Raw genomic sequence first — 22,617 nt, 5'->3', positions numbered from 1 at the left:
ACCAGCACCCTAAGCTGAGGAGTCAGGGTTTATTGGCCTGGTTGGGTTCCGGGCGGTTTCGACAGTGCGCGTAAGTTGCGCAGCACTTTTTCTGCGCGGGCGATATTGGCCAGTAATTCGACGTTCTCCGGGGCCAGGGCTTTGGCTTCACGCCAGACAGCCAGGGCGCGCTCGATATAGCCCCGGCTGTATAAATCATTTCCCCGCTTAATTGCTGTTAGTACCCGGGCTTTTACCTGCGTGCGATACCGTGTTTGCAGGGGGATCAGTTCCGGGTGCTGCGGGAAGCGTCGCTGTAGCTGGTCGAGATGTTGCTGTGCGCCCAGCAGGTCGCCGGTGTCCAGAGCCTGTTGCAATTTGTCGACGGGGACAGGCTGATCCTGTTTGAGGCGGCGTTTGACTGGTTGGCGCTTAACCGGGCGAAGGTGGCTGTTTGCCAGGGCCAGATCCTGTTCGAGTGCTGCCCGTAAATTGTGATCCTGTTCCAGGTCGTCTCCGTACAGGCCTTGTGAGACTGTCAGAGCGCGGTGCGCCAGGGAATAGTCTTCCCGCTCCAGCGCTCGCTGCGCGTGTTCCTGCAGAGCTTGCGCCGAGGCACGGCGTTTGCGGTGAAAATTTTTCAATTCAAGCCAGTTCAGAAGTCCCGGGCCTTGTAACTGTTTCAAGCGCTGGTAGGCCGCAACGTCTTTAAGCAACTGTTCACCACGGTGGATTTCCAGCTCCATACGTACGCGTTCTTCGCGCAACTGGCGGCGCTCTGCTAATGCTTGTCGCGCGCCAATTAGAATCAGGCTGTCCGGCAGTACTCGTGTGCCACCTTGTAAAATCTGCTCTGCACCGTGCCAGTCACCCTGTTGTTCCAGATTGTTCGCATTGCTAATAACATCGCGCTCAAACTGCCGCAGGCTGCGCTGCAACTGTTCGACCAACTGCTGTTGAGCTGGCGTTGCGGCAGTCTGATTCTGTAGTCGAATCAGTTCGGCCGATTGATGACGAACAAGCTGCAAGGTTTCAGGTGGAAAGCCTTCCAGCGTCTGCTGCGGTGTTCGGACCAGGCTGCAGGCTGGAAGCAGTGGCAACAACAAAAAACATACAAGTGCTAACCGGCAATCACGCATGGTCAACAGTCCGCTGGCCCTGTCGACTGGTCTGAGAGTTTAAGATTTTTTGCAAATTGGCTTGTAGCAGTGGTTGATTGTTTTGTTGGAGGTCCTGTACGGAATAAATCCTCACCGGCGCCGATTTTCCACGGATCGGCAGGTTCTGCCCGGCTTGCGCAATGATGCGTGGTTGCAGCATGGTAAACAGTTGCTTCCTTATAATGATTTCATTTGGCTGGGCTTCGCAGCACAGCCGGGATGCCAGGTTTACGGCATCGCCGACCACGGTATATTCCATCCGCTCGTCTGAGCCCAGATTGCCAGCCAGCATGGCTCCACTGTTGATGCCAATGCGAAAGTGTACTTCGGGTCGCCCATTGGCGCGGCGCTGTTCGTTTAACTGTGCCGCCAGTTTCTGAATCAACACGGCGCAGCTAACTGCGTTAAATGTGTGGTCAGTATCTTCTTCCAATACACCAAATACCAGCATTGCACAGTCGCCAATAAATTTGTCGACCACCCCGCCATACATTGAGCACGCATTTGAAATGTAGGAGAAATATTCATTTAGTAACTCGGAAACCTGGCTGGGCTGCAGTTTTTCCGACATGGCGGTAAAGCCGGTTATATCGGCGAACAGTACCGTCGCCTCGATCGGACGGTCGACCAGGCGAACCTCGTCGAGGTTGGCCAGTACTTTATCGGCGACGTTTTTCGACACGTAGCGGGAAAAGACCTGTTCGACCTGCGACTTCTTGAGAAGCCCGGCCGCCATATTGTTGAAGCCTTCAAACAGAAAGCCGATTTCGTCGTTGCGTTGCTGATCGATTCGGGTTGCCAGGTCACCGCGGCCAATTGCACGCGTCGCCTCCATTAAATGGTGGATCGGTAGCGACAGGCGTCGACTCAGCCAGTAGGCCAGCAGGGACGCCAGTATGGTCATAGCCAGGGTGGCGTAGATGATGGCATTGCGCGCCCCGGCCGCGGCCCGGTCCATCTGCGAGGCTGACAGTGTTACGACCACTGATCCGGCCCGGACGCCCTGATAATTGGCTGGGGCGATAAAGCTGATCACCCTTTCCGAAGAGCCGTCAGCCTTGTCCCGGTACCAGGCTTGGGATGTTGCGCCGCTGAAGTCGGAAGGGGACAGGGTCCGTTTCGGCTGGATACCGGTCGCTGACAGTAATTCGCCATTATGTGCGTAGATACCTGCACCGAGGACTTTCTCATCCTGGCTCAGATTGGTAGTCAGCATGCGTAAATTCAGGTTGTTTTCAGACAAAATTGGCTCGCTGGCCAGTTTTGCCAATTGCAACGCCATGGTATTACCGAAGTCATGTAGCTGCGTACGGATCAGGCGGTTCTGGCTGTCACTAATAAACAGGCCGAGACTCGTCATCCCCAGAATCAGCAGCAGGGTCATCGTCAGCGCCAATTTGAGCGCAATCGGGACATGGCGGGGCACCAGGCGGCTCACACTCTTATGTAGACCGTCTTTAATGTGCCGCATAATGGCTGTGGGCTTAGCGATCAACGGGGGGACTCTCCATTAAGTCGTCACCTGTACTAGTACGAACGGGAAGAGGACTATACCAGCTCTTGGACGGCGGGATGACAAGTCCCTGGCCCCTCGTTGTTCACAGAATGCCGGTGTCCCGCTGTGGTGACGGCCCACTGCGGCCAGGGTGGTTTCGGTAGTGAAATGACTGACATGTGCTGGTAGCATGCGGCGCCGGGTTTAAGGAGCTCCGTATGCCTGCTACCTGCTATTGGTACCAGTCTACCGGGGATGTTCCACTGCTAAACCGTTGTGCTCGGGCTGTTCTGATTGCTTTACGCTATTTTACGCTAAGCCAGAAAGCGTACACATGACAGGCGCTTTACTAAGTTATTGATAATGAGTATCGTTTGCCCAAGCTTTCAGGAACTGAAGAGAATTACTATGCAATCTATATCTCAAGTACGGAAACATCGTGGCCTGGGTTTGGCATTTGGTCTGTTCGCACTACTGGCCGCCGGGCAAGTATCCGCCAATGGCGCCATCGGCGATCATGTAAACGACCTGAAAGGGCACTTGGGACAGTACTCGGAAGAAGTAGATTGGCTCATCGCCAAGTACGATGGTGTTGTGGACACTTATGAGAAGCAGGGCAAGAGCAAAACCAACACTAATGAACTGGTCGAGTTCTGGGAAGAGGTGGACTTCCACTCTGCGATCGAGACCAATTATGTACCTGTCTATGCCAATATCTGGCAGGGCATTTTCGGGGTCAAGCAGGCTATCGAAGCTGGTAAGCCTGTCGCAGAAGTCCGCGCCGAGCAGGAAAAGCTGAACAGCGCCTTCTGGCAGGCGCTGGGTGCGGTGAAACTGGCGTCTCAGTATCAGGAAAAAGGTCTGCTGAGCAAGGTGCAGACGACCGAAGCCGAGCCAACGACCATGCCTGAGACCCTGGATGACATCAAACACCGTCTGGATCGCGTGGTGGCGAAGTTTGCCGAGAAACTGCCGGAAGCCGCGACCACAATCGTCCACGATACCTACCTGCACCGTTTCGAGGGGGTTGAAGGCGCGTTGATCGAGCAGGACGCCGCATTGGTGGAAGACCTGGAAAAAGATTTCAATGTGACTCTGCCGCAAGCGCTGAATGAAAAGTCCAGCGTCGATGACGTTCGCACTGTGGTAGAAGCCATGCAGGGTAAAATCGACAGGGCCAAGAGCCTGTTGGTAGAAGCGGAAAAGAAACGTAAAGACGTTTTTTAAACCCTGTATCGGATCAGCTTGTAGTACTCAACAAGGACAATAAGTGCAGCGTAGAGCCTTTTTACACAGTCTCGCCGCGGCAGGCGCTATCGGGTGCCTGCCGTTTTCTGTCAGCCGTAGCCTTGCAGCGGGTAACAGCGCATTATCGGTAGATCAGTTGCCGCCTCTCGAGGGGGATCTGACGCTGTATCTCGGGCGCGGTGAAGGTGGGCTCTACGAAAACGTTCTTGAAGCGATTAAAAAACGTAATCCCAAGTTGAACCTTCAGGTCCGTCGCGGTGTAACCGCAGCATTGGCCAATACCATTGTGGCCGAGGCCAAAGCCGGTGTGCGTCGCGCCGATGTGTTCTGGGCGGTCGACTCCGGTGCTATCGGCCTGGTGGCTGATGCCGGCCTTGCGCGGCCATTGCCAGCCGATCTGACCGGCCAGTTGAAATCCGGCTTTCAGTATCCGCAATGGGCGCCGGTCACCGGTCGCATTCGCACGCTGCCCTATAACACCGAGCGCGTGACACCCGACCGTATTCCCGACAGTGTAATGGCGCTGGCAGACAGTGATCTCGCTATTGGCTGGGCTCCGGCCTACGCCTCTTTCCAATCTTTTATTACCGCCATGCGCTTACTTGAGGGCGATAAGGCAACGGCAGACTGGTTGCGTGCAATCAGCAAGCGGGCGAAAAGCTACGCCGGTGAGCTGGGAGTTGTAATGGGAGTTGAACGGGGGGAAGTGGATGTGGGCTTTGCCAACCACTACTACACCCTGCGTTTGAAATCCGGCAAGCCGGATGCCAAGGTCGCCCTGGCGTTTACTAACAATGATGCGGGCTGCCTGGTGAATGCCTCGGGTATTCTGGCGCTTTCAGAAGGTGATCTGCCGATCAACTTTATCCGGTATCTGCTTACCCGTGAGGTGCAGTCATACCTGGCCCAGGAAGCGTACGAGATACCCCTGGTCAATGGCGTACAGCCTCCTGCTGGACTTCCGCCTCTCAGCTCCATATCGCCGCCGAAAGTGGATCTGACTCAGCTGGCGGACCTGCGCCCAACACTGAACCTGATGCGCAATGCTGGCATTTTATGATGCCGTCATTCACTTCCGGGCTGCTTAGAGACTGGCCCCGGTCATATCCGTTTGCGCTGGTCATTGCGCTGCTGGCCCTGGTACCTGTCGGCGTGCTGATTGGGCTGGCGACTGACGAAGCGCAATTGTTCGATGCGCACAATTTAAAAGTGCTGACCAATACTCTGTTGTTGATGGTCTTTACTGTGATCGGCTCAGTGGTAATTGGTGTGCCGCTTGCCTTAATCACTGCCTATGTACAATTGCCCTGGCGCAGACTGTGGCTGGTGATTCTTGCTGCTCCCCTGGCAATCCCCAGTTATATCGGCGCTTTTACCCTTTATGCGGCGTTCGGGCGGGGCGGGGAGCTGGAAAATCTGCTGGGGCTTCCGTTGCCCGCAGTAGATGGTCTGGCCGGCGCTACCTTGGTCATGACCTTGTATTCCTACCCGTTTGTAATGCTTACAACCCGCGCGTCTCTTCTGAGTCTCGATGCCAGCCTGGTGAATGCTGCGCGTACCCTCGGGATGACGCTGGCTGCGAGCTTGTGGCGGGTGGTACTGCCACGCGTGGCGACCGGTATCGCCGCCGGCGCATTGCTGGTCGCGCTCTATACCCTGTCAGATTTCGGCACGCCGGCCATTATGCGGTTGGACACGTTCACCCGAGTGATTTTCGTAGAGTACAACGCGTTTGGCCTCAGCCAGGCGGCTATGTTATCGCTCCAGTTGCTGGTGATAGTCGGCCTGGTATTGTTTCTGGAATCCCGGGTGCGAGGCAGCCACGAAAAGCCTGGCAGGCATCTGCTGCTTTGGCCGGGACTCGGGCAGAGACTGCTTGTGGCCGTGGCGGTAGCACCGGTGATTCTGCTCGCTATCGTTCTGCCATTGTTGGTGTTTGGCATCTGGCTGGTGCGGGAGGGCACCGGTGGTTTTCAGTTCAGCTACGCCTGGAATTCTGCCCATGCCTCTTTTCTGGCAGCGATTTTTGCCGTGATACTGGCGATCCCGGTTGCACATGCCGCGATCGCCGGCCGCTTCGGAAAGTTGTTGGAGCGGGTAACCTACTTCGGGTTCGGTGTCCCGGGGATTGTGATGGGTACTGCGCTGGTCTACCTCGGGCTTCAGCTGCCCTTCCTTTATCAGACCCTGGGATTGCTGGTGCTTGCCTATGTGTTGCGCTTCCTGCCACTGGCGGTAGGATCTGTGCGCTCCACTGCGGAGGGTTTGGATCCGAGCCTGGTAAAAGCGGCGCGGGTGCTTGGGGCTGGCCCGAGGGAAGCTTTTCAGCGAATCACGCTGCCTCTTACCCTGCGGGGAATGGTTGCGGGCGCTGCCCTGGTGTTTCTTGAGGCAATGCGCGAGCTCCCCGCCACATTGATGCTCGGCCCCACCGGTTTCGAAACTCTGGCTACGTACTTGTGGAGAGTATATGAAGCGGGGTATTTTGGCCGCGCTGCCATTCCCGGTCTGTTGCTGGTCTTGATGTCCGCACTGGGGTTGGCGCTGATGCTGTCCGGCGAGCGTCGGGCTGAATTTGATGTTACCGAGAACCACCATTCCTGATGCTGAAGGTTAGCAATCTCTCTGTAAATTACGGCGCCGCTCCGGTGGTGCAGCAATTGAATTTCGCATTGGCGGAAGATGAAATCCTGATGCTGGTCGGGCCTACCGGCTGTGGTAAAACGACCATTCTACAAGCGCTGGCCGGCCTGATACCCATTACCGAAGGGGAGATCCAGTTCGACACCTGGCGCTCAACGCCGAGCAATATCGTGCCCCCGGAAAAGCGCAGGGTCGGCATGGTGTTCCAGGACTTTGCTCTCTTTCCCCATCTTACCGTCGAGCAGAATGTGTGCTTCCGTTTGACAGAGACCAGATTGGCGGATCACTGGCTCAACTTGCTTGGGCTGGATCATTTGCGGCACGCGCGGCCGGGCCGCCTTTCTGGTGGACAGAAGCAGCGTGTGGCGTTGGCGCGCACTCTTGCCCATGAGCCGTCATTTATTTTGCTGGATGAGCCCCTTTCTAACCTCGATGCAGCGCTGAAGGACAGCTTGCGTTGGGAGATCCGTGAAGCACTGAAGTCTGCTGGCGTACCGGCCATATGGGTAACCCACGACCAGGAAGAAGCGCTGTCGGTGGGTGACCGTGTCGGTATTCTCAATGGCGGGGAGCTTGAGCAGTTGGATACGCCGGAAAAGTGCTTTGCGGAACCGGCGAGCAAGTTTGTAGCCCAGTTTTTGGGCGAGGCGAGCTTTTTGCCGGGATATCTGGAAAAGGATCAGGTGTCGACGGTTCTTGGCCCTGCGCCGGGGATATCGATAGATGCTGCCAATGGGGACGTTGATCTTTTATTGCGTCCGGATGACTTGTCATTGACGCCACTAGGTACCGGCAATGGCGTGATTGACTGGGTGCGCTATGAGGGTTGCTCACGCCTGTACGCGGTAAGTACGGATGCAGGCGCACAGCTCAAGGTCCGGGTCAGTCACGAGGTGAGGGCGGAGCCCGGTGACCGAGTCCAGCTGGCAATTACCACCACCCACCCCCTGGCGGCTTTTTCTCAGTCTGCCTGATCTATCTGCTCTGCCCGGATATCGATACAACAGTCCACGGATTTGGCGTATCGCCTCCGGGCCGCCTTGTGTGACTGATGATTTTCATCGACCTGTTGCTGTACGCAACACGTATGACGCCGGCTTCCGCCCGCTTGGCGACGGATACGGTTGGCCACAAAGGGCTAATTCAAAAAAGCTTTCCACAGCCATGGTTAACCCTGATGGCTGTTGAAGTTAGCTTCGAAATTTGTCAATACTGATTTGAAGTTAATTGTAACTAGTTGATTTTGATCGAAAATTTCAATTGGTTAAATTTTCTTCACAATAAGGTTACAACGTAGTCATGCGCCCTGGCGGCGTTTTCCCGGCAGTTGCTCACAGAGATATCCACAGAATCTGTGGATTGTGTATAAAAAAACCCGGCGATTGCCGGGTTTTGTGCTAACAGGGGCAGGTGTGGCACTTTATCCGATTAGCGGAAGCGCATTTCGACTCTTCGGTTCTGTGCGCGGCCGGTGTCGGATGCATTGCTGGCGACAGGCTGCGTTTCCCCATAACCCTGCGCACTGATTCGGTTGGCATTGACGCCATTATTTACCAGATAGGTACGGACGGAATTTGCCCGTTGGCGCGACAGGCGCAGGTTGTAGTCGTCATTGCCGCGGCTGTCTGTATGTCCCGCCACCTCAACCTGGCTATTTGGCTGGTTGCGCAGTGATTGAACAACGTCATTGAGCGCGGATTTTGCCCCGGGAGTCAGATTGGCCGAATTGAATTCGAACTGAATGTTTTCCAGAGTGATAGCCTGGTTGGCGGCAACACACCCGTCACTATCGACTTCTGCGCCGGGGAGGGTGCCCGGGCAGCGGTCATTGCGATCCAGCACCCCATCCGCATCGCCGTCTGTGTTAACAATCTCGGGTTTTTCCTCTTCGGGCTCTTTGGGGGGCTCTGCATATACCGGCGTCGCAACCGGCGGGCAGTTGAGGGGAATGCTGATGCCCACGCCAAACTGCCAGTCACTCATATCGCTGGCAAAGTAGTCGCGCAGGTAGCGTACCTCGGCACGTACTTTCAGGCCGTTGGCACTGATGGCGCCGGTAGTTATACCGGCGGCAACATTAAAGAAAGCATTGGTTTCGTCTTCCCCGACATAGGGATACTTCTTTTTGTAGTTGTTATGGGAGGCGCCGATGCCGCCGAGTACATAGGGAGAGTACCCATTGCGGCCAGCGAAGCTGTAAACCATGTCGAAGCCGAGCCCCGAGAGTTCGATGTCGCCGCTGGGCAGGTAGGGGTTCGCTGGAGCGGGGCCGGGGCCTAGGTAGTCGAAGGTGCGATACTCCTCGCTCTCGAGCTGGGCACCGAACAGCTGTACTTCTGAGAACCAGTTGCCGGTCCACCCCCAACCGAAAGCGCTGCGCGCCCCCCAGGCCTGGCGCTCGGTGAGTCGATCTTTATCTACCCGGCTTAAAAAGGGCATGATATCGATATACCGATCTTCCTGGGCCTGCACCTGCGCACTGGCGGCCAGAGTGGTGGCAAGGGTAATCCCCAGTAGTTTGCTTGGTCGCATAGAAGCCTTCCTTGACGTTATTGTTCCCGCACTGGGCAGATTATTAATATGGAGAATGCTGTTCTCTGTATGCCTGGGTGTCGGGTGCAATATTGGCGAGATAGTCGAAAACAGCGTTACAGCATACTGTTTAGTTGATCGCTGCGACTTTGCCAGTGAATACCGGCACGATTGGCGGGAGTTGCCGCAAAATGGCGGTAACATGCTCCCGGGCCCGCGTAGCGGGTTGGGAGCAATAAAGCGCGCCGCCCTGGTTTAAGCGGTTTGCGCCTTTTGAAGCTGCTGCATTTGCTCCTGCAGTTGAGGCGATGGCATAAAGCGGATTCTGCGCATTGCATCGTCAGCGAGCTGGTTGGCGAATAGCTGGCGCTCCTGCTTGGTGTCGCCGAAGCCGTCTTCTTTGAGGAAGCCATCGGGGCTTAAGCGGAACATAAGGTAATGCTCTGGCGAAATCGCGAGGTGGTACTCGCATACTAGTAATCCCACATCGCCGTCGCCGACTATTGACCGCTGAAATAGCACTCCGTTTATTTCGACTTCACTAAAATCGCTATCATGGCAGGGGTAAATATAACCTGATTTAGTGGGAACTGGTTTCCCCAAAAACTTGGCTGCATCTACGGCAGAATCCATCCAGAGTTTCTCTGATACTTGGCCTCGATAAATCAAGCAGTTACGCAAAACCTGGGGGTCCAGTAAATTTCCAGAATAAAATGGTTCGACATCGTGGGTAAGCATAACTCGTAAGTTGATTGCGCCGGGGAGTGCTTCACCCGGGTAGGAGGCGCGCACATAATGATAAGCCCAGCGAGTCACTAACAGATTTAAGCGGCGATAACCTTCCGCTGACCCCTCGGGTAGGTCGCTCGGGTTAAAAATGTCGATGGTTGCAGAGGCGGTTCTGGGTGGCCTGTGGTAAATCGGGATCGGTATCCATAAGTCGCTACCTGAAAGGTCGAACTGTTGCAGCGATGCCTCCTCAAAGGGATCATGGAGGCTCTGTATGAGTTTTTCTTCCCTGTTCATCAGCCCCACTTCCCGAGTTTATTGGCCTGAGTTACTGCATTAAGGAAGTAGGCATTCTGATGGTGTACTTGCGCATTGCCCAAGCGCAGGGCGGCCAGGCTGTTTGCCATGTCACCTTGGAGCTGTTTGGCATCATCATTGCGACCCATAGTGCTTAGTTGGGTCTGTACTTTGTGCAGAGTTGTGGCCAGGCTTAGCTGGCTCTTACGGGAAGTACTTATAATTGAGCGGGAGTTGAGGCTGGCGCTGACACGTTGTAATTTTGCAAGTACCGGCGGTAGATCCACGGTGGGGTCGATAAACTGAAACTCCAGTTTGTCCATATGTCCTTTTGTTAATTCAAGTGCTCGGGCCAGCAGCTTGCTGCCGTCACCCACAATTCGCAGCCGTGCACCAGTGCCTTTTTTTACCGATATACGATATTTCTGCGTCGTTTCCAAAGTTTTGGCTAAATTGATAGACGCTTTTTCCGAATCAAAGGTTTTTTGCTCGGGAGTTATCCAGCAACCAAATCCATTGGCCAGAGCCTCTGGTATATAGAAAAGTGATAATTTGCAGCTTTCCCCATGTTGTCCTTTGTCGACCCAAGGCTCAGCCAAGTCATAGAGTTCTTGGGAGCTTTTTGCAGAGCCTATAGCCGCTTGGTCATACTCAAAAAATGTATCCTGTGTGAACTTGGGGGAATGGCCCGGTATCACGTTGTAAATCCCTGGCAGACTGCCATTGGCTTCGGAACTATTGTTGATGTCGGTAATGTAAACCCCAGGATGTAAGCTGTTGTCGCCACTTTGCTGGACTATTTTGTAGTAAACCTCAAGGTTTTCGATTTTATCCATGTGTAGCATGGCATTGTTGAGGTGCTGGTGGCTTCTTATTCCGCCGCCAATAGCGCGCAGCTGTTCAATTTTGCTTACCACACTTTGCCCGCTTGTGTGACCGACATTTACCAGGGACAAAAACTTGGGGAGCAACTGGGGGTCGATTAATACCTGGCGGCCTTCCTTGCCTTTGGTTACGGGGGAGAAGTAAACGAAGCGCTTAAAATTAATCTTGGGTGCGCCGCTTAAAGCTGTTTTCATGTCGACATTCCTTATCGCATTTAACATAAATTGTTGGTGTGGATTCTATAGGAGTTTTCGGAATATAAAAGGTATCGCAGTAGTAATAATTTATTGCTCTGATCTTAAGGTTGTTTTGGGGCTGGATTTACGCGGAGGGCTGTTGTTTGTAGTGGGGTGGCGTATTACGGCGTAGGTTTGGTTGTGTATGAGCTAAGTCGAACTTTAATTTATTGGTACGCAGGTGTTATGTGCGTTATTAATTTTTATGGGTATCGATTTAATTGGTACATATAGGTAGGTTTACTTGCGCTATATATTTGAACCGCTTTATTTACTATTACATTCGACAGGTAAATAAAGCGGTTTATTGATTTGGTCTGGCTAGCTTAGAGCTGATTGCGAAAGCAGATCAGTGCGGCTGTTACCGCAACATTCAGGCTTTCAACCCCGTTTTGCATGGGAATGCGCAAGCGGTGGGTACAGGCCTGATTGACCGCTTCGCTGACACCCTGGGTTTCATTGCCCAACACAAATATATGTGAGCGCTTGTCATCAATATCGCGCAGCGTGTCTTTCGCATGGGAGGAGAGGGCGTTTACCTGGGTTCCTTTGGTAGCGAACTCATCCAGGATCGGGGCAAGGCGGTCACAGCGTAGGATGCGGGTTTTGAACAAAGTGCCGACACTGGCTTTGATTACCAGCGGGTCAATCTGTGCGCAGCCTTTGCGCGGCAGGATAATGCCATCGATGCCGCCAGCGCAGGCGGAGCGGATGATCATCCCTAGGTTTTGCGGATTGGTAATGCCGTCCAAAGCCAGTAGCTGGAAAGCACCATCTGTCTCGTCGCGCAGAAAAGCCTCGGCGCTGCCGTATTTGGGGAGCGCTAAATCGAGTGCTACTCCCTGGTCCTGCTTTGAATTCTTGGAAATGCGCGAAAGGCTCTTGCGATCACAGTAGGCCACTTCTATCTGGCGCTCGCTGGCGATGGCTTCGATACGGCTGATCAGCTGGTCTTTTCTGTTGCTTTCTGCAAGGTGTAGTTTATGTACAGGAAGGCTTTTATCTTCCAATGCTTCCAATACGGGCTTGCGGCCGTAAATGGTCAGCAGACTGTCAAAAAATGCACGTTTTTTGCGGTATTCGGGGGAGTCGGTCACTTTGCCTGTTCTCGTAGAATGCTTTGCAGCTGATTGGCCTGGTTATCGCTGAGACCGGTTTTCTGGGCGAGCTCAACCCCGGCGAGGCCCAGCTGGCGATAGATCTCGGCGATGGTCCTGTCTGTTTTTTGCAGGGCCTGCAATTGTTTTTGGACGGTTTCAGTATCTCCGCGAGCTACTGGGCCTGTGAGCGCGTGGGCGGGGCCCAGGGCGAAATTGTTGCGCACGGTCTGGGTCACGATCGGTTCCAGAAGTTTGCGTGCAGTCTGCTCATCGATCCCGGCGGCGGCCAGTGTTTGCAGGCTCAGGTCGAGCAGTACCGTTAAATAGTTACACGCCATGACGGAGCCAGTGTGATACAGCAGTTTCTGTTCCGGGCTGAGCGACAGTGTGTCGCAGCCAAGCATGGCGAATACGCCGCGCAATACCTGAGTGCCTGTATCGTCGCCTTCCAGAGCTACGGTGCTGCCTTGCAGTGTTGTTAGTGACCGCTCGGGATCGGCAAAGCTGTGCACCGGGTGTGCGCTGGCAATGGCTGCCGGGCGGCAGGCGTTCAGTGCGGCAGCGGGTAGCGCGCCACTGCAGTGGAATATCAGGGGTAGGTTCTCTGCTCGGGTACTTTTCAGGCTTCCGCGGGCACTGAATCGCTCGGCCAGCCTGTGGGCGGATGAGGCTATCTCGCTATCGCCGGTAGCGATCAGCCAGCAATCGGCCTCAGGCATCGACATGATGTCGCTGTATACGTCGCCTGCGCCAATAAAATCAGCGGCAGCCTGAGTTGATTCGTGGCTGCGATTACAGAGTCCCACCACCGTGAACACCCCTTGCTCCTGCCACAGGCGTGCCAGGGTTTTGCCCAGCCTGCCGGCACCAATGATATTGAGCGTGAGAGATGGTGTGCGCAATTACTTGCCTGCCAGGCAGTTTACGTAAGCGTTTACTGCATTCGACAGTCCCATGCTGAGCGCATCGACGGTCAGGGCATGGCCGATGGAGACTTCCTGAAGACCCGGAAGTGTGCGGTAGCGGGGAAGATTGATCAGGTTCAGGTCGTGGCCCGCATTGACGCCCAGGCCGAGGGTCAGTGCGTGTTCGGCGGCGGCGCAGTGGGTAGCAAAAATGCGCTCGATCTCCGGGCTTTGGCGGGTCACCGCATCTGCGTATGGGCCGGTATAAAGTTCGATACGATCAGCGCCGACTTCACGCGCGCGGGTGATCTGGTCGAGATCTGGATCCATAAACAGGCTCACACGAATCCCCGCGACTTTCAGGGACTGAATGATCGGTTCCAGGCGCTGGCCGTCCCGGTCGAGATCAAAACCGTGATCCGATGTGAGCTGGTCGTTGCTGTCTGGTACCAGTGTGCACTGTTGTGGCTGGGTCTCAAGGACCAGCGGCAGCAGGCCGGGGTAAGTGCCCATGGCGTCGGCGAAGGGGTTACCTTCTACATTGAATTCCACTGTGCGGCTTTGGCACAGGGCGGCCAGCCCGCGGACATCGTCAGGGCGTATATGGCGCTGGTCCGGGCGCGGGTGCACGGTGATACCGTCGGCTCCTGCGTCGAGACAGGTACGCCCGTGGGCGACGACATCCGGGTAGTTACCCTCGCGGGAATTACGGATAAGGGCAATTTTGTTCAGGTTTACGCTCAGCGCGATCACTGCTTGGAACCTCCAGTGTCGGTAACTTTACTTCTGGCTTTGAGTATACGCACTGGCATGTTCGGCGCGTCGGGAAATGCCCGGTGCTGACCGCGGGGTTCTGCGGCGATCTGCTGCACGACACTCATCCCCAGTAATACTTTGCCAAATACGGTGTAGCCGGGTCTTTCGGCGCTGCCGTCCAGGCGGCTGTTGTCAACGAGGTTAATGTAAAACTGCGCGGTAGCGCTGTTCGGGTCGTTGGTCCGGGCCATGGCAATGGTGGCGCGGGCATTGGACAGGCCGTTGCCAGATTCATTCTCAACCGGGTCCCGGGTGGGCTTTTCCTGGAAGTCGAAGGTGTAGCCACCGCCCTGGGCCATGAACCCGGGGATGACGCGATGGAAGATGGTTCCATCGTAAAAGCCGCTGTCCACGTAGGCGAGGAAGTTTTCTACGGTTTTTGGTGCCTTGTCTGCATACAGCACCAGCTCGATAGTGCCGAGGTCAGTTTCCAGTTCGACGCGCGGATTATTGGTAACTGCGTGAGCCGTCAGGGCAGTGCTGAGAAGAGTGATGGCCAGCATGGCGCTGGACAGAATTTGGCGAAGCGAAGTTGAAAAAACCGTGAATTTCATCGTTATTTCCATGGCCGCAGTGTCATATTGACTGTTTTTGTAATGAAAAAGCCCGGTCAATGACCGGGCTTCCAAAGCCGGTTCTGGGATTCTAACCGGCTCGCTGTTGTCGAGGAAAGCGTTGAATCTTTCGTGTCTAGTTGGCCCACTCGGAGTTGCGCTTGCGCGGGCGGAAGTGTGGCGCAATCATCGCGAGGATCGCGCCCATGAGTACGGAAAGCGCGCCGTACATGTACCACTTCTGTGTGTCACTGCTGCTGAGGCGCTGGATTTCTGCTTCATTCATGGATTGCTTTTGCTTGAGCAGCTCGTGCTGATTGAGCAGTTTCTGGTGGCGCTGGTTGAGCGCTACTGCGTCGGCGGACAGAGATTTAAGCTCTTTCAACTCTTTTGAAAGCTGCTCGGCGCGCGCCTGTTCGGTCTTCAGTGCCGTGGATAGCTGGCCGTTCTCCTCTTCCAGTCTGCGTACTTCGCCACCGAGGTTGCCCTGCAGGCTCTCGATATGGCGCAGGCGTTCTTCTGCCTTTTCCAGCTTGAGCTTGGCTACGGGCTCGCTTTCCAGATATTGACGTCTGACCCAGCCTTCTTCACCGCCGGGGGTGCGCACCTGTGCCCAGCCGGTATCGGGGGAATCCTGCAGCAGGGTCAGTTTGGTGCCGCTTGGCAGGCCGCGGTGCAGGATGCGGAATTCATTGCCCTGGCCTGAACGCATCGGAACGTGCAGTTCGTCGGTGATGTAACGGTCGGAGCTGATCGCCTGGCTGGCTGTCGCAGCAGTGATCAGGGCGACGGCGGATATAGATTTCAACAGTGTTTTCATCGGTCGGTAAGACTTTCGCTTAAGCGTATTTTTATGGCGGTTAATCAAGGTAGAACCAGTTTGAATGGCTTTACGGTTACGGAGGCATAGACACCGGCTTCTACATAAGGATCCCTATCCGCCCAATTTTTTGCATCTTCCAGGCTGGCAAACTCCGCGACGACGAGGCTGCCGGTAAAGCCGGCTTCACCAGGCTCTTCACTGTCGATGGCGGGGTGAGGGCCGGCAATCAGCAGGCGTCCTTCATCCTTCAATGTATTCAGGCGCTCGATGTGAGCGGGGCGAGCGCTTTTGCGCAACGGGAGGCTGTTTTCCACGTCCTGACTGATGATTGCATACCACATAGGCGATTTCTCGATCCGTTATGTTTATTGGTGAAAGGCCTGCAGTTACTGCTGAACCATAATTTCTTCGAGGCTGAGCCCGGTCAGTTTGCCGATGCGGCGAAACAGGAAAACCAGCACCAGCATCAGAATGATGGTGGCCGGCAATGCGATTACCGGAAAGCTCAGCGCGGTCATTTTTCCCAACTCTTCGTTGAACGCCTCGGTTCCCGGCGGGCTTTTGAGCAGCATCTCGGCGAGGATGTAATTCAGTGTCGAAGACAGAAAGAAGGAGCCCGCGATCATCCACGAAGCCTGTTGCAGTGTGCGTTCGAACAGCGTTGTATTGCCGCGGTGCTCCAGGGCATGGGCAATCTTTCTGGTATCGAGAATACGCTCGTTGTAAATCAGTGTGCGCACCAGGGGCCAGCGAGTATATAGGGACGCGATGGTGGCAATGCCCAGCAGACCGGGAATAGCCGCTTCCTTGATCGCTATGTATTTTGCGTCGAGTTCCAGCAGGCTCATTCCACCGGTCAGCAGAATGCTGATAATACCGAGTGCGGAAAAGAAATTGACCTTTCCCGAGCGGCGCAGGTCCCGAAGACCATAGATGAAGGGGAATGCCAGGGCGACGACAATGGCCCATTTGCTGCCAAGCCAGTTATCGCCGGACAATTTGGTCAGAATCAGGGTGGGCAAGATGATGTTGAGCAGCAGGTTGCCGAGCAGGCTTTCCTTATGGGGAGCGGCCTGTGGAGCCTGGTTGTCCTGTGAATGCGCGTCAGTTCCTGGCGTCGCAGCCTGAATGTCCGCTTTGCGAGAGCTGCTCTGGTTGGTTTCGGTCATGCTCTGTTCCGGTGATAATGCCCGCTGGCTGACATTACAGCTGTCAGCGGCGAAAATGGATCCCCGCTATCCGGGGCGTTATCCCTGAAACCGCTGTGCCGGGGCCGTTTGAACCTGGTGTTCTCGGACCATCGGTATCGGCGAATGTTCCACGGTCAATATGACCCGCAGATTCCAATCTGGTTGTCGGCGGTAAACATACTGCCTCCAACCCATAGTCAGAAAGAATGTAGCAATGAATTCAGCCCTGAATAGGCCCTCCGGCTTCACGGAACTCGCCCTGAGCGGTCAGATTGACCTGCATTGCCACAGTACTGCGTCGGACGGTATTTTAAGCCCTGCAGCGCTGGTGTCGAGGGCGAAATGCCAAGGTGTGAGCCTGTTGGCGCTTACGGATCACGATACGGTTCGCGGGGTGGACGAAGCATCCCGGGCTGCAAAATGCCACGATTTGACCCTGATACCGGGAATCGAGTTCACCGCCGGTTGGGGTAAACGCTCGGTTCATATCGTCGGGCTGAACTTTGACCACGAATCCACGGAAATCCGTTCAGCAGTAGAGCTGCGAGACATCTTACGCGCGGAACGTGCAGAAAAAATCGCCGAAAAGCTGGAAAAATGCGGGTTTCACGGTGCGTTGGCTGGGGCTGCTGCGCTTGCTGAAGGTGCCGTGATCGGGCGTCCGCACTTCGCCCGTTGGCTGGTGGAGGCCGGTCATGTGGACAGCACAGCGCGAGCATTCAAGCGTTACCTGGGCGCAGGCAAGGCGGGTGACGTGTCGGTCGAGTGGCCACAACTGGATGAGACAATCCGGAGTATCCGCGCCGCGGGTGGAGCTGCGATTCTCGCGCACCCCCTGAAATACGGACTGACTCGTACCCGCTTGTTGGGCCTGCTTCTGGATTTTGCGGGAGCCGGTGGGGATGCCGTGGAGGTTGTCTGTGGGCAGCAGAACCCGGTACAGACACGGGAAATCCTGACCTTGCTGGAACAGGTCTCGGCAAAGGGGTGGAAGCTCCACGCTTCCCTTGGAAGCGATTTCCATCAGCCGGATCAGCCCTGGCGTGAACTGGGTGGAGTGCGGCTGCCGCCAGGCGTCGAGCCGGTATGGAATCTGTGGCAAACTGACGCCCATCGAAAGTCGGGCTGAAATCAACCCCGGGTACCGGGTAGTCGGCTTTCAGCAAAATCCTAATTTCTTGGCTCATCGGCAGGCAGCAGTGACTGTGTGTTTACCGGTGGGTTTGTCAGGTGGTTACAGGGGGTAAGCCGTGGCACAGTTTTTTCAAATTCACCCAGAAAATCCGCAGGCGCGTCTGGTCAGTCAGGCGGCCGATATTGTCTCATCCGGTGGTGTAATCGCATTTCCTACGGATTCTGCCTACGCACTGGGGTGTCGTCTGGGGGAAAAGCTCGCGGTTGAGCGCATCCGCGGGATCCGGCAATTGAACAAAGATCACAACTTCACCCTGATGTGCCGGGACCTGTCTGAATTGGCCAGCTATGCCAAGGTGGACAACCAGATGTTCCGGTTATTGAAAAACCATACGCCGGGGCCGTTTACCTTCATTATGCCGGCCACCTCGGAAGTACCGCGCCGGCTGCTCCACCCAAAGCGTAAAACCATCGGCCTGCGAGTGCCCGACAACGCTATTGCACAAGCCCTGCTGGAGGCGCTGGGTGAGCCCCTGATGACCTGCAGCCTGATCATGCCTGGAGATGAGCAACCGCTCACCGATCCCTACGATATTCGCGAAACCCTGGAGCATCATGTGGAGCTGGTAATCGATGGCGGTTTCTGCGGTCTGGAGGCGACCACGGTGGTCGACCTGACTGGCGATGAGGCCGCGCTTGTTCGTCAGGGTTGTGGCTCGATTGATGAAATAATCGGCTGACACTGATGTATAATCGCGCGTTTGGTTTTGCCGAAGGGCTGCAGTGTGTCCATTGACGATGTAGAAGAACGAGAAGAGGTCGCCGCTGAAGCTCCTGTGGGAGATGATGCGGTGCCTGAAGCCGTCGAGGTGGACGGTGGGTCTGCGAATGCCGATAGCGGTTCTGATGACACTGGAGAAGTGTCCGAAGAGTCAGAAGCCGATAGCGGCAGTAAACATCCCCGCCAGGGTGAAATGCCTTTCGCGATGGTAGCCGGCCAGGCCTTTACCGACTTGCCGAGTGACCTGTATATCCCGCCGGATGCCCTTGAAGTCATTCTCGAAGCCTTTGAAGGGCCGCTGGATCTGCTGCTTTATCTTATCCGCAGGCAGAATCTGGATATTCTGGAAATTAACGTTGCCGATATCACACGCCAGTACATGGCGTATGTGGAAATGATGAGCACGATGCGCTTTGAGTTGGCGGCTGAATATCTGGTGATGGCCGCGATGCTGGCGGAAATCAAATCGCGCATGCTGCTGCCCCGTCCGCCAGAGGCGGAAGAGGAGGAAGGAGAAGATCCTCGCGCGGCACTGATCCGCCGACTCCAGGAGTACGAACGCTTCAAAACCGCTGCTGAAGATATGGATGAGCTGCCACGCATGGGGCGGGACATCCATCAGGCGAGTGCCGCGGGACCGGATCGCAAATTGACGCGCCCGGAGCCCGAAGTGGACCTGAAAGAAGTACTGGTTGCACTGGCTGATGTACTGCGCCGTGCGGACATGTTTGAAAGCCACCAGGTAGAGCGGGAAAAGCTGTCTACCCGAGAACGTATGACCCAGGTGCTGGATAAGATCCGGCACCGTCAGTTTGTACCCTTTGTAAACTTGTTCAGTGCAGAAGAGGGGCGTCTGGGGGTCGTAGTGACTTTCCTTGCGGTGATGGAACTGGTGAAGGAATCACTGGTGGAACTGGTTCAGAACGAAGCCTTTGGTGCTATTCATGTGCGGGCCCGGGGCGACGCCCAGGAAGAGTCAGAAGATGGCGCGGCGGGCGGTTCTGAACTGGATGCGGATGAAGAAGATTATGATGAAGGGGCGTTTGGCGAAGACGTGGACCTTGATTTAGACCGCAACCTGGCGGAAACCGCGGTTGCCGAAGATGTGGACGCTCCGGATCAGGACGGTTCTGCCAGTGTTGAAATGGGATTGTTCGACAGCGAAGAAGCTACCGAGCCGGAACCGGAAACCAAGACTACCGACGCCGATGACATGCCGGCGTTGAGCTAATAACCGAGTGATCGTTTTTAAATGAGTATTGCCCCGGAATTATTGCGCCGGATTGTTGAGGGCGCGCTACTGGCTTCCGGCCAGCCATTGTCTGAGGACAAGTTGCTGTCGCTGATCGATGAAGGTGAGCGGCCGGAAAAGGCCGAGCTGAAACAGGCTCTTGAGGATATTGCAGAAAACAGCCGCGAGCGCGGTTTCGAACTGCGCCAGGTGGCCAGTGGCTGGCGCTTCCAGGTACCTGAGGACCTGGCGCCATGGGTCAACAAGCTTTGGGAAGAAAAACCACAGAAGTACTCCCGGGCGACATTGGAAACGCTGGCGATCATCGCCTATCGACAGCCAATTACCCGTGGCGACATTGAAGAAATTCGCGGTGTTGCGGTGAGCTCGCATATCGTAAAGAGCCTTTCCGAGCGCGGCTGGATCAAGGTGGTGGGCCAGCGGGATGTGCCCGGTAAGCCTTCGCTGTACGCGACCACACGCGGTTTCCTTGACTACTTCAATCTACAGAGTCTGGATGACCTGCCGACGCTGGCAGAGATTCGGGATATCGAAAGTCTTAATGCGGCGCTGGATCTTGGTGATGCTGCGTTGCCTGCTGCAGAGACCGGCGAAAGCGATACAAGCGATGCTGATGCCATCGAACCGGAAGACGGTGACGTAGAGGCGGGCGATGTCGACGTCGAGAACGGAACCGTTGAAGGCGCTACGCAAGCAGATGTTGACGATGGCTCTGACGACGGCTCTGACGATGGTGTGACCAACCAATCGGAAGACGTTGCCGATGCGGACACCGCCGAAGACCCGGAGGCCGAGTTAGCATCCGTGATCGATGGGCAGGGTAACGCGTTCAGCGGGGATGTCACCAGTGTTGAGGGTGACCACCTCGAAGCTGTTGCTGTCGAGACAGGTCATAGCGAAAGCGATGGCATTGAAGTGGAAACGCACGAGCAGGAGATAGAATCAGAAGCTGCTGTTGAGGCGGAATCAGATGCCGATGCTGCACAGGACTACTCTGATAGAGAGCTGGAAAGTGAGTCAGAGCTGGAACAGATCGGGGAGCAGGAATCGAGCTCCGAAGAACAGGCCAGCGAGGATCTCGATGGCCAGGAAATGAATACTCCGGAAAACCAAACTACATGAGTGATGATGCAGCGCCGGTAGGCGAAAAACTGCAGAAAGTACTGGCCCGTGCCGGGCTGGGATCGCGCCGCGAAATGGAACGGGCGATTGAGGCTGGCCGTGTTACGGTGAATGGCGTGGTCGCAGGTCTTGGCGAGCGCGTAACTGAAGAAGACGAGATTGAGCTGGACGGCAAGCGCCTGCCAGGTGGTGAAGAAAAGCGCCTGCGGGTGATTCTGTATAACAAGCCGGTCGGGGAGATCTGCTCCCGTCATGACCCGGAAGGCCGTCCCACGGTCTATGACCGTTTGCCGCGCCTGAAAAGTGGCCGCTGGATTTCCGTCGGTCGCCTGGATTTCAATACCAGTGGCCTGTTGTTGTTTACCAATAGCGGCGAACTGGCGAATAAGCTGATGCACCCTTCATCGGTGATTGACCGCGAGTATCTGGTGCGGATTCAGGGATTGGTAGACGACGAAATGAAAAAGCGTCTCACCAAGGGCGTTCTGCTGGACGATGGTGAAGCGCGCTTCACCGATATTGTTGAAAGTGGGGGCGAAGGTAGCAATCGCTGGTTCTACTGTGTCGTCATGGAAGGCCGCAATCGCGAAGTGCGTCGTTTGTGGGAATCACAGAACGTACGGGTTAGCCGGCTGAAGCGGGTGCGCTACGGCAGCGTATTTATTCCTTCCCATGTCCGGGTAGGGCAGTGGGTTGAGATGGAACCCAAGGAAATTGACGATCTCTGCATTACCGCCGGTTTACCAAAACTGGGGCAGCGTCCGCTGACCCAGGCGGAGAAGGAGACTCTGCAGCGCCAGCGGCGCAAGTTGCGTAAATCCACCGCGCGCACCGCGAAAGCCGGAAAACCCGTTAAGCCTGGCAATACGCCTAGTAACAAGTACAGTAAAAAGTCGTAACTGGCGAAGCTTACGACGCAAAGGCGGCCAATTGGCCGCCTTTTTTGTTGGTGCTCATGTAGCGGCTATGGTGTGTCTTCTGGCTGGAACTCTTCAATGGCGTCACCATCATCATCGCTCATGCCTTCAGGGTCTTCGTCGTCGATGATCGGGTTTTCCATCCCCGGATCTACGTCTTCGGGCTCGATAACATCGGGGCTGCCGTCCTCGGTACCGGCTTCGGGAGACGGAGTCGAACTGCCCGAGGTCTCCGTTGCTTCCTGCTCGACCACAGTTTTGAGCTTCTGCAGTCCATCTTCATATGACTGGCCAACCATCCTGGACACCATTACCCCCATCCAGCGGGCAATGGGGCCTGCCCCCATTTCAGAAGAGAAGGACCAGGTCACATTGGTGCCTTGACCCTGTGGCACTAGCTTGAAGTTGGCACTGGCCGTGCCCTGACCGCCAAAGTCCAGTGTGGTGGCCACGAGTGAGTAGGGCTCGCTGGCGGTGATGGTTTGAGAGCCATTGCCGACTTTCGGGTTATTGCTACGCCAGCGCATGGTTGCGCCATTGCCCTCCGGAACCCCCTCATAGACATATTCGGTGTCTGGATCCAGTTCAAACCAGGGGGACCACTTGTTGAAATTGCGGAAGTTGTTCAGGTAAGGGAAGACGACTTCTGGTGGCTCGGAGATGTAGACGCTGCGTTCGGTGGTAGCCTCTCGCGGGAACAGGAAGCCGGCAAGGACCAGAAGGGCGAGAAAAATCAGGATATATAGCATCCAGCGCATGGTGGATTCCCCAAATAGTTGTTGGTGTTCCTTACATACAACCTGCTGGAGTTTAATGGCT

At 55.6% G+C, this 22,617-nt stretch carries 21 protein-coding genes and 1 pseudogene; 9 read left to right on the top strand and 13 right to left on the bottom strand.

Translation table 11 applies throughout. From position 1 onward, the window contains the following. Positions 1 to 29: 29 nt before the first annotated feature. Together LC093_RS11610 and LC093_RS11605 are read right to left on the bottom strand one after the other, a co-directional pair. Positions 30 to 1,079, bottom strand: a complete 1,050-nt coding sequence (locus LC093_RS11610) for a hypothetical protein (protein ID WP_226664956.1) — start codon at positions 1,077 to 1,079, stop codon at positions 30 to 32. Positions 1,080 to 1,110: 31 nt separating this feature from the next. Further along, on the bottom strand, positions 1,111 to 2,610 hold the full coding sequence (locus tag LC093_RS11605; RefSeq protein ID WP_226664955.1) for an adenylate/guanylate cyclase domain-containing protein: 1,500 nt from the start codon (positions 2,608 to 2,610) through the stop codon (positions 1,111 to 1,113). 432 nt (positions 2,611 to 3,042) lie between these two features. Between LC093_RS11605 and LC093_RS11600 the strand changes: the two genes are divergently transcribed. The 4 genes from LC093_RS11600 to LC093_RS11585 are packed head-to-tail and all read left to right on the top strand — an operon-like array spanning position 3,043 to position 7,499. Beyond that, positions 3,043 to 3,861, top strand: coding sequence for a hypothetical protein (locus LC093_RS11600; protein WP_226664954.1), 819 nt, complete (start codon positions 3,043 to 3,045; stop codon positions 3,859 to 3,861). A 43-nt stretch (positions 3,862 to 3,904) separates the two neighbouring features. Next, positions 3,905 to 4,942 carry a substrate-binding domain-containing protein gene (locus LC093_RS11595; RefSeq protein WP_226664953.1) on the top strand — a complete coding sequence of 346 codons (1,038 nt, stop codon included), beginning with the start codon at positions 3,905 to 3,907 and terminating at the stop codon, positions 4,940 to 4,942. After that, complete coding sequence (locus tag LC093_RS11590) at positions 4,939 to 6,486, top strand: ABC transporter permease (protein ID WP_226664952.1); 1,548 nt, start codon at positions 4,939 to 4,941, stop codon at positions 6,484 to 6,486. Before LC093_RS11595 ends, LC093_RS11590 begins: the two co-directional genes overlap by 4 nt. Continuing rightward, complete coding sequence (locus LC093_RS11585) at positions 6,486 to 7,499, top strand: ABC transporter ATP-binding protein (protein WP_226664951.1); 1,014 nt, start codon at positions 6,486 to 6,488, stop codon at positions 7,497 to 7,499. The genes LC093_RS11590 and LC093_RS11585 overlap by 1 nt, the downstream gene beginning before the upstream one ends. 454 nt (positions 7,500 to 7,953) lie before the next feature. Here LC093_RS11585 and LC093_RS11580 read toward each other — a convergent pair whose 3' ends face one another. The 10 genes from LC093_RS11580 to LC093_RS11535 form a co-directional block, all read right to left on the bottom strand. Then, positions 7,954 to 9,057 (bottom strand): OmpA family protein, encoded by a 1,104-nt coding sequence (locus LC093_RS11580; RefSeq protein ID WP_226664950.1) that lies wholly within the window; start codon positions 9,055 to 9,057, stop codon positions 7,954 to 7,956. Between the two features lie 255 nt (positions 9,058 to 9,312). Beyond that, positions 9,313 to 10,083 (bottom strand): hypothetical protein, encoded by a 771-nt coding sequence (locus LC093_RS11575; RefSeq protein ID WP_226664949.1) that lies wholly within the window; start codon positions 10,081 to 10,083, stop codon positions 9,313 to 9,315. Continuing rightward, positions 10,083 to 11,162 carry a hypothetical protein gene (locus LC093_RS11570; RefSeq protein ID WP_226664948.1) on the bottom strand — a complete coding sequence of 360 codons (1,080 nt, stop codon included), beginning with the start codon at positions 11,160 to 11,162 and terminating at the stop codon, positions 10,083 to 10,085. Before LC093_RS11570 ends, LC093_RS11575 begins: the two co-directional genes overlap by 1 nt. Before the next feature lie 368 nt (positions 11,163 to 11,530). After that, entirely contained in the window at positions 11,531 to 12,301 is a 771-nt protein-coding gene (locus tag LC093_RS11565; RefSeq protein WP_226664947.1) for a TrmH family RNA methyltransferase, read from the bottom strand. Further along, the gene (locus LC093_RS11560) at positions 12,298 to 13,206 is read right to left on the bottom strand and encodes a Rossmann-like and DUF2520 domain-containing protein (protein ID WP_226664946.1); all 909 of its coding nucleotides are present in this window, start codon (positions 13,204 to 13,206) and stop codon (positions 12,298 to 12,300) included. The genes LC093_RS11565 and LC093_RS11560 overlap by 4 nt, the downstream gene beginning before the upstream one ends. Further along, positions 13,207 to 13,962 (bottom strand): pyridoxine 5'-phosphate synthase, encoded by a 756-nt coding sequence (locus LC093_RS11555; RefSeq protein ID WP_226664945.1) that lies wholly within the window; start codon positions 13,960 to 13,962, stop codon positions 13,207 to 13,209. Then, positions 13,959 to 14,528 carry a peptidylprolyl isomerase gene (locus LC093_RS11550; RefSeq protein WP_319004925.1) on the bottom strand — a complete coding sequence of 190 codons (570 nt, stop codon included), beginning with the start codon at positions 14,526 to 14,528 and terminating at the stop codon, positions 13,959 to 13,961. The genes LC093_RS11555 and LC093_RS11550 overlap by 4 nt, the downstream gene beginning before the upstream one ends. A gap of 187 nt (positions 14,529 to 14,715) precedes the next feature. Continuing rightward, a complete protein-coding gene (locus tag LC093_RS11545; RefSeq protein ID WP_226664943.1) occupies positions 14,716 to 15,387 on the bottom strand; it encodes a TIGR04211 family SH3 domain-containing protein in 672 nt (223 codons plus the stop codon). A gap of 56 nt (positions 15,388 to 15,443) precedes the next feature. Next, a complete protein-coding gene (locus LC093_RS11540) occupies positions 15,444 to 15,743 on the bottom strand; it encodes a YciI family protein (protein WP_226664942.1) in 300 nt (99 codons plus the stop codon). 45 nt (positions 15,744 to 15,788) lie between these two features. Further along, positions 15,789 to 16,571: a VC0807 family protein gene (locus LC093_RS11535; protein WP_226664941.1), complete on the bottom strand. Its 783-nt coding sequence runs from the start codon at positions 16,569 to 16,571 to the stop codon at positions 15,789 to 15,791. A gap of 235 nt (positions 16,572 to 16,806) precedes the next feature. Here LC093_RS11535 and LC093_RS11530 point away from each other — a divergent pair, with 235 nt between their 5' ends. The 5 genes and pseudogenes from LC093_RS11530 (at position 16,807) to rluB (ending at position 21,780) form a co-directional block, all read left to right on the top strand. Continuing rightward, positions 16,807 to 17,721 (top strand): PHP domain-containing protein, encoded by a 915-nt coding sequence (locus LC093_RS11530; protein WP_226664940.1) that lies wholly within the window; start codon positions 16,807 to 16,809, stop codon positions 17,719 to 17,721. 121 nt (positions 17,722 to 17,842) lie between these two features. Continuing rightward, a complete protein-coding gene (locus LC093_RS11525) occupies positions 17,843 to 18,466 on the top strand; it encodes an L-threonylcarbamoyladenylate synthase (RefSeq protein ID WP_226664939.1) in 624 nt (207 codons plus the stop codon). Between the two features lie 180 nt (positions 18,467 to 18,646). After that, a pseudogene (locus LC093_RS11520) lies at positions 18,647 to 19,471 on the top strand (segregation and condensation protein A); the annotation flags it as partial. 288 nt (positions 19,472 to 19,759) lie between these two features. Next, positions 19,760 to 20,881 (top strand): SMC-Scp complex subunit ScpB, encoded by a 1,122-nt coding sequence (scpB, locus tag LC093_RS11515; RefSeq protein WP_226664938.1) that lies wholly within the window; start codon positions 19,760 to 19,762, stop codon positions 20,879 to 20,881. Beyond that, entirely contained in the window at positions 20,878 to 21,780 is a 903-nt protein-coding gene (gene rluB, locus LC093_RS11510) for a 23S rRNA pseudouridine(2605) synthase RluB (RefSeq protein ID WP_226664937.1), read from the top strand. The genes scpB and rluB overlap by 4 nt, the downstream gene beginning before the upstream one ends. A gap of 65 nt (positions 21,781 to 21,845) precedes the next feature. Here the strand turns inward: rluB and LC093_RS11505 are convergent, their stop codons facing one another. Next, positions 21,846 to 22,556 carry an SRPBCC family protein gene (locus LC093_RS11505; RefSeq protein ID WP_226664936.1) on the bottom strand — a complete coding sequence of 237 codons (711 nt, stop codon included), beginning with the start codon at positions 22,554 to 22,556 and terminating at the stop codon, positions 21,846 to 21,848. Positions 22,557 to 22,617 lie beyond the last annotated feature (61 nt).

The organism is Microbulbifer aggregans, assembly GCF_020524005.1.
In the GTDB taxonomy this organism is placed as follows: Bacteria; Pseudomonadota; Gammaproteobacteria; order Pseudomonadales; family Cellvibrionaceae; genus Microbulbifer; species Microbulbifer aggregans_A.
This window is presented reverse-complemented; position numbering and strand designations above follow the sequence as displayed.

Bases quoted from the DNA above. Each gene is read 5' to 3' on its own strand.
- LC093_RS11605 (WP_226664955.1), bottom strand. From the start codon at position 2,610: ATGCGGCACATTAAAGACGGTCTACATAAGAGTGTGAGCCGCCTGGTG.
- LC093_RS11600 (WP_226664954.1), top strand. From the start codon at position 3,043: ATGCAATCTATATCTCAAGTACGGAAACATCGTGGCCTGGGTTTGGCA.
- LC093_RS11590 (WP_226664952.1), top strand. From the start codon at position 4,939: ATGATGCCGTCATTCACTTCCGGGCTGCTTAGAGACTGGCCCCGGTCA.
- LC093_RS11585 (WP_226664951.1), top strand. From the start codon at position 6,486: ATGCTGAAGGTTAGCAATCTCTCTGTAAATTACGGCGCCGCTCCGGTG.
- LC093_RS11580 (WP_226664950.1), bottom strand. From the start codon at position 9,057: ATGCGACCAAGCAAACTACTGGGGATTACCCTTGCCACCACTCTGGCC.
- LC093_RS11575 (WP_226664949.1), bottom strand. From the start codon at position 10,083: ATGAACAGGGAAGAAAAACTCATACAGAGCCTCCATGATCCCTTTGAG.
- LC093_RS11570 (WP_226664948.1), bottom strand. From the start codon at position 11,162: ATGAAAACAGCTTTAAGCGGCGCACCCAAGATTAATTTTAAGCGCTTC.
- LC093_RS11550 (WP_319004925.1), bottom strand. From the start codon at position 14,528: ATGCTGGCCATCACTCTTCTCAGCACTGCCCTGACGGCTCACGCAGTT.
- LC093_RS11540 (WP_226664942.1), bottom strand. From the start codon at position 15,743: ATGTGGTATGCAATCATCAGTCAGGACGTGGAAAACAGCCTCCCGTTG.
- LC093_RS11535 (WP_226664941.1), bottom strand. From the start codon at position 16,571: ATGACCGAAACCAACCAGAGCAGCTCTCGCAAAGCGGACATTCAGGCT.
- LC093_RS11530 (WP_226664940.1), top strand. From the start codon at position 16,807: ATGAATTCAGCCCTGAATAGGCCCTCCGGCTTCACGGAACTCGCCCTG.
- scpB (WP_226664938.1), top strand. From the start codon at position 19,760: ATGAGTATTGCCCCGGAATTATTGCGCCGGATTGTTGAGGGCGCGCTA.
- rluB (WP_226664937.1), top strand. From the start codon at position 20,878: ATGAGTGATGATGCAGCGCCGGTAGGCGAAAAACTGCAGAAAGTACTG.
- LC093_RS11505 (WP_226664936.1), bottom strand. From the start codon at position 22,556: ATGCGCTGGATGCTATATATCCTGATTTTTCTCGCCCTTCTGGTCCTT.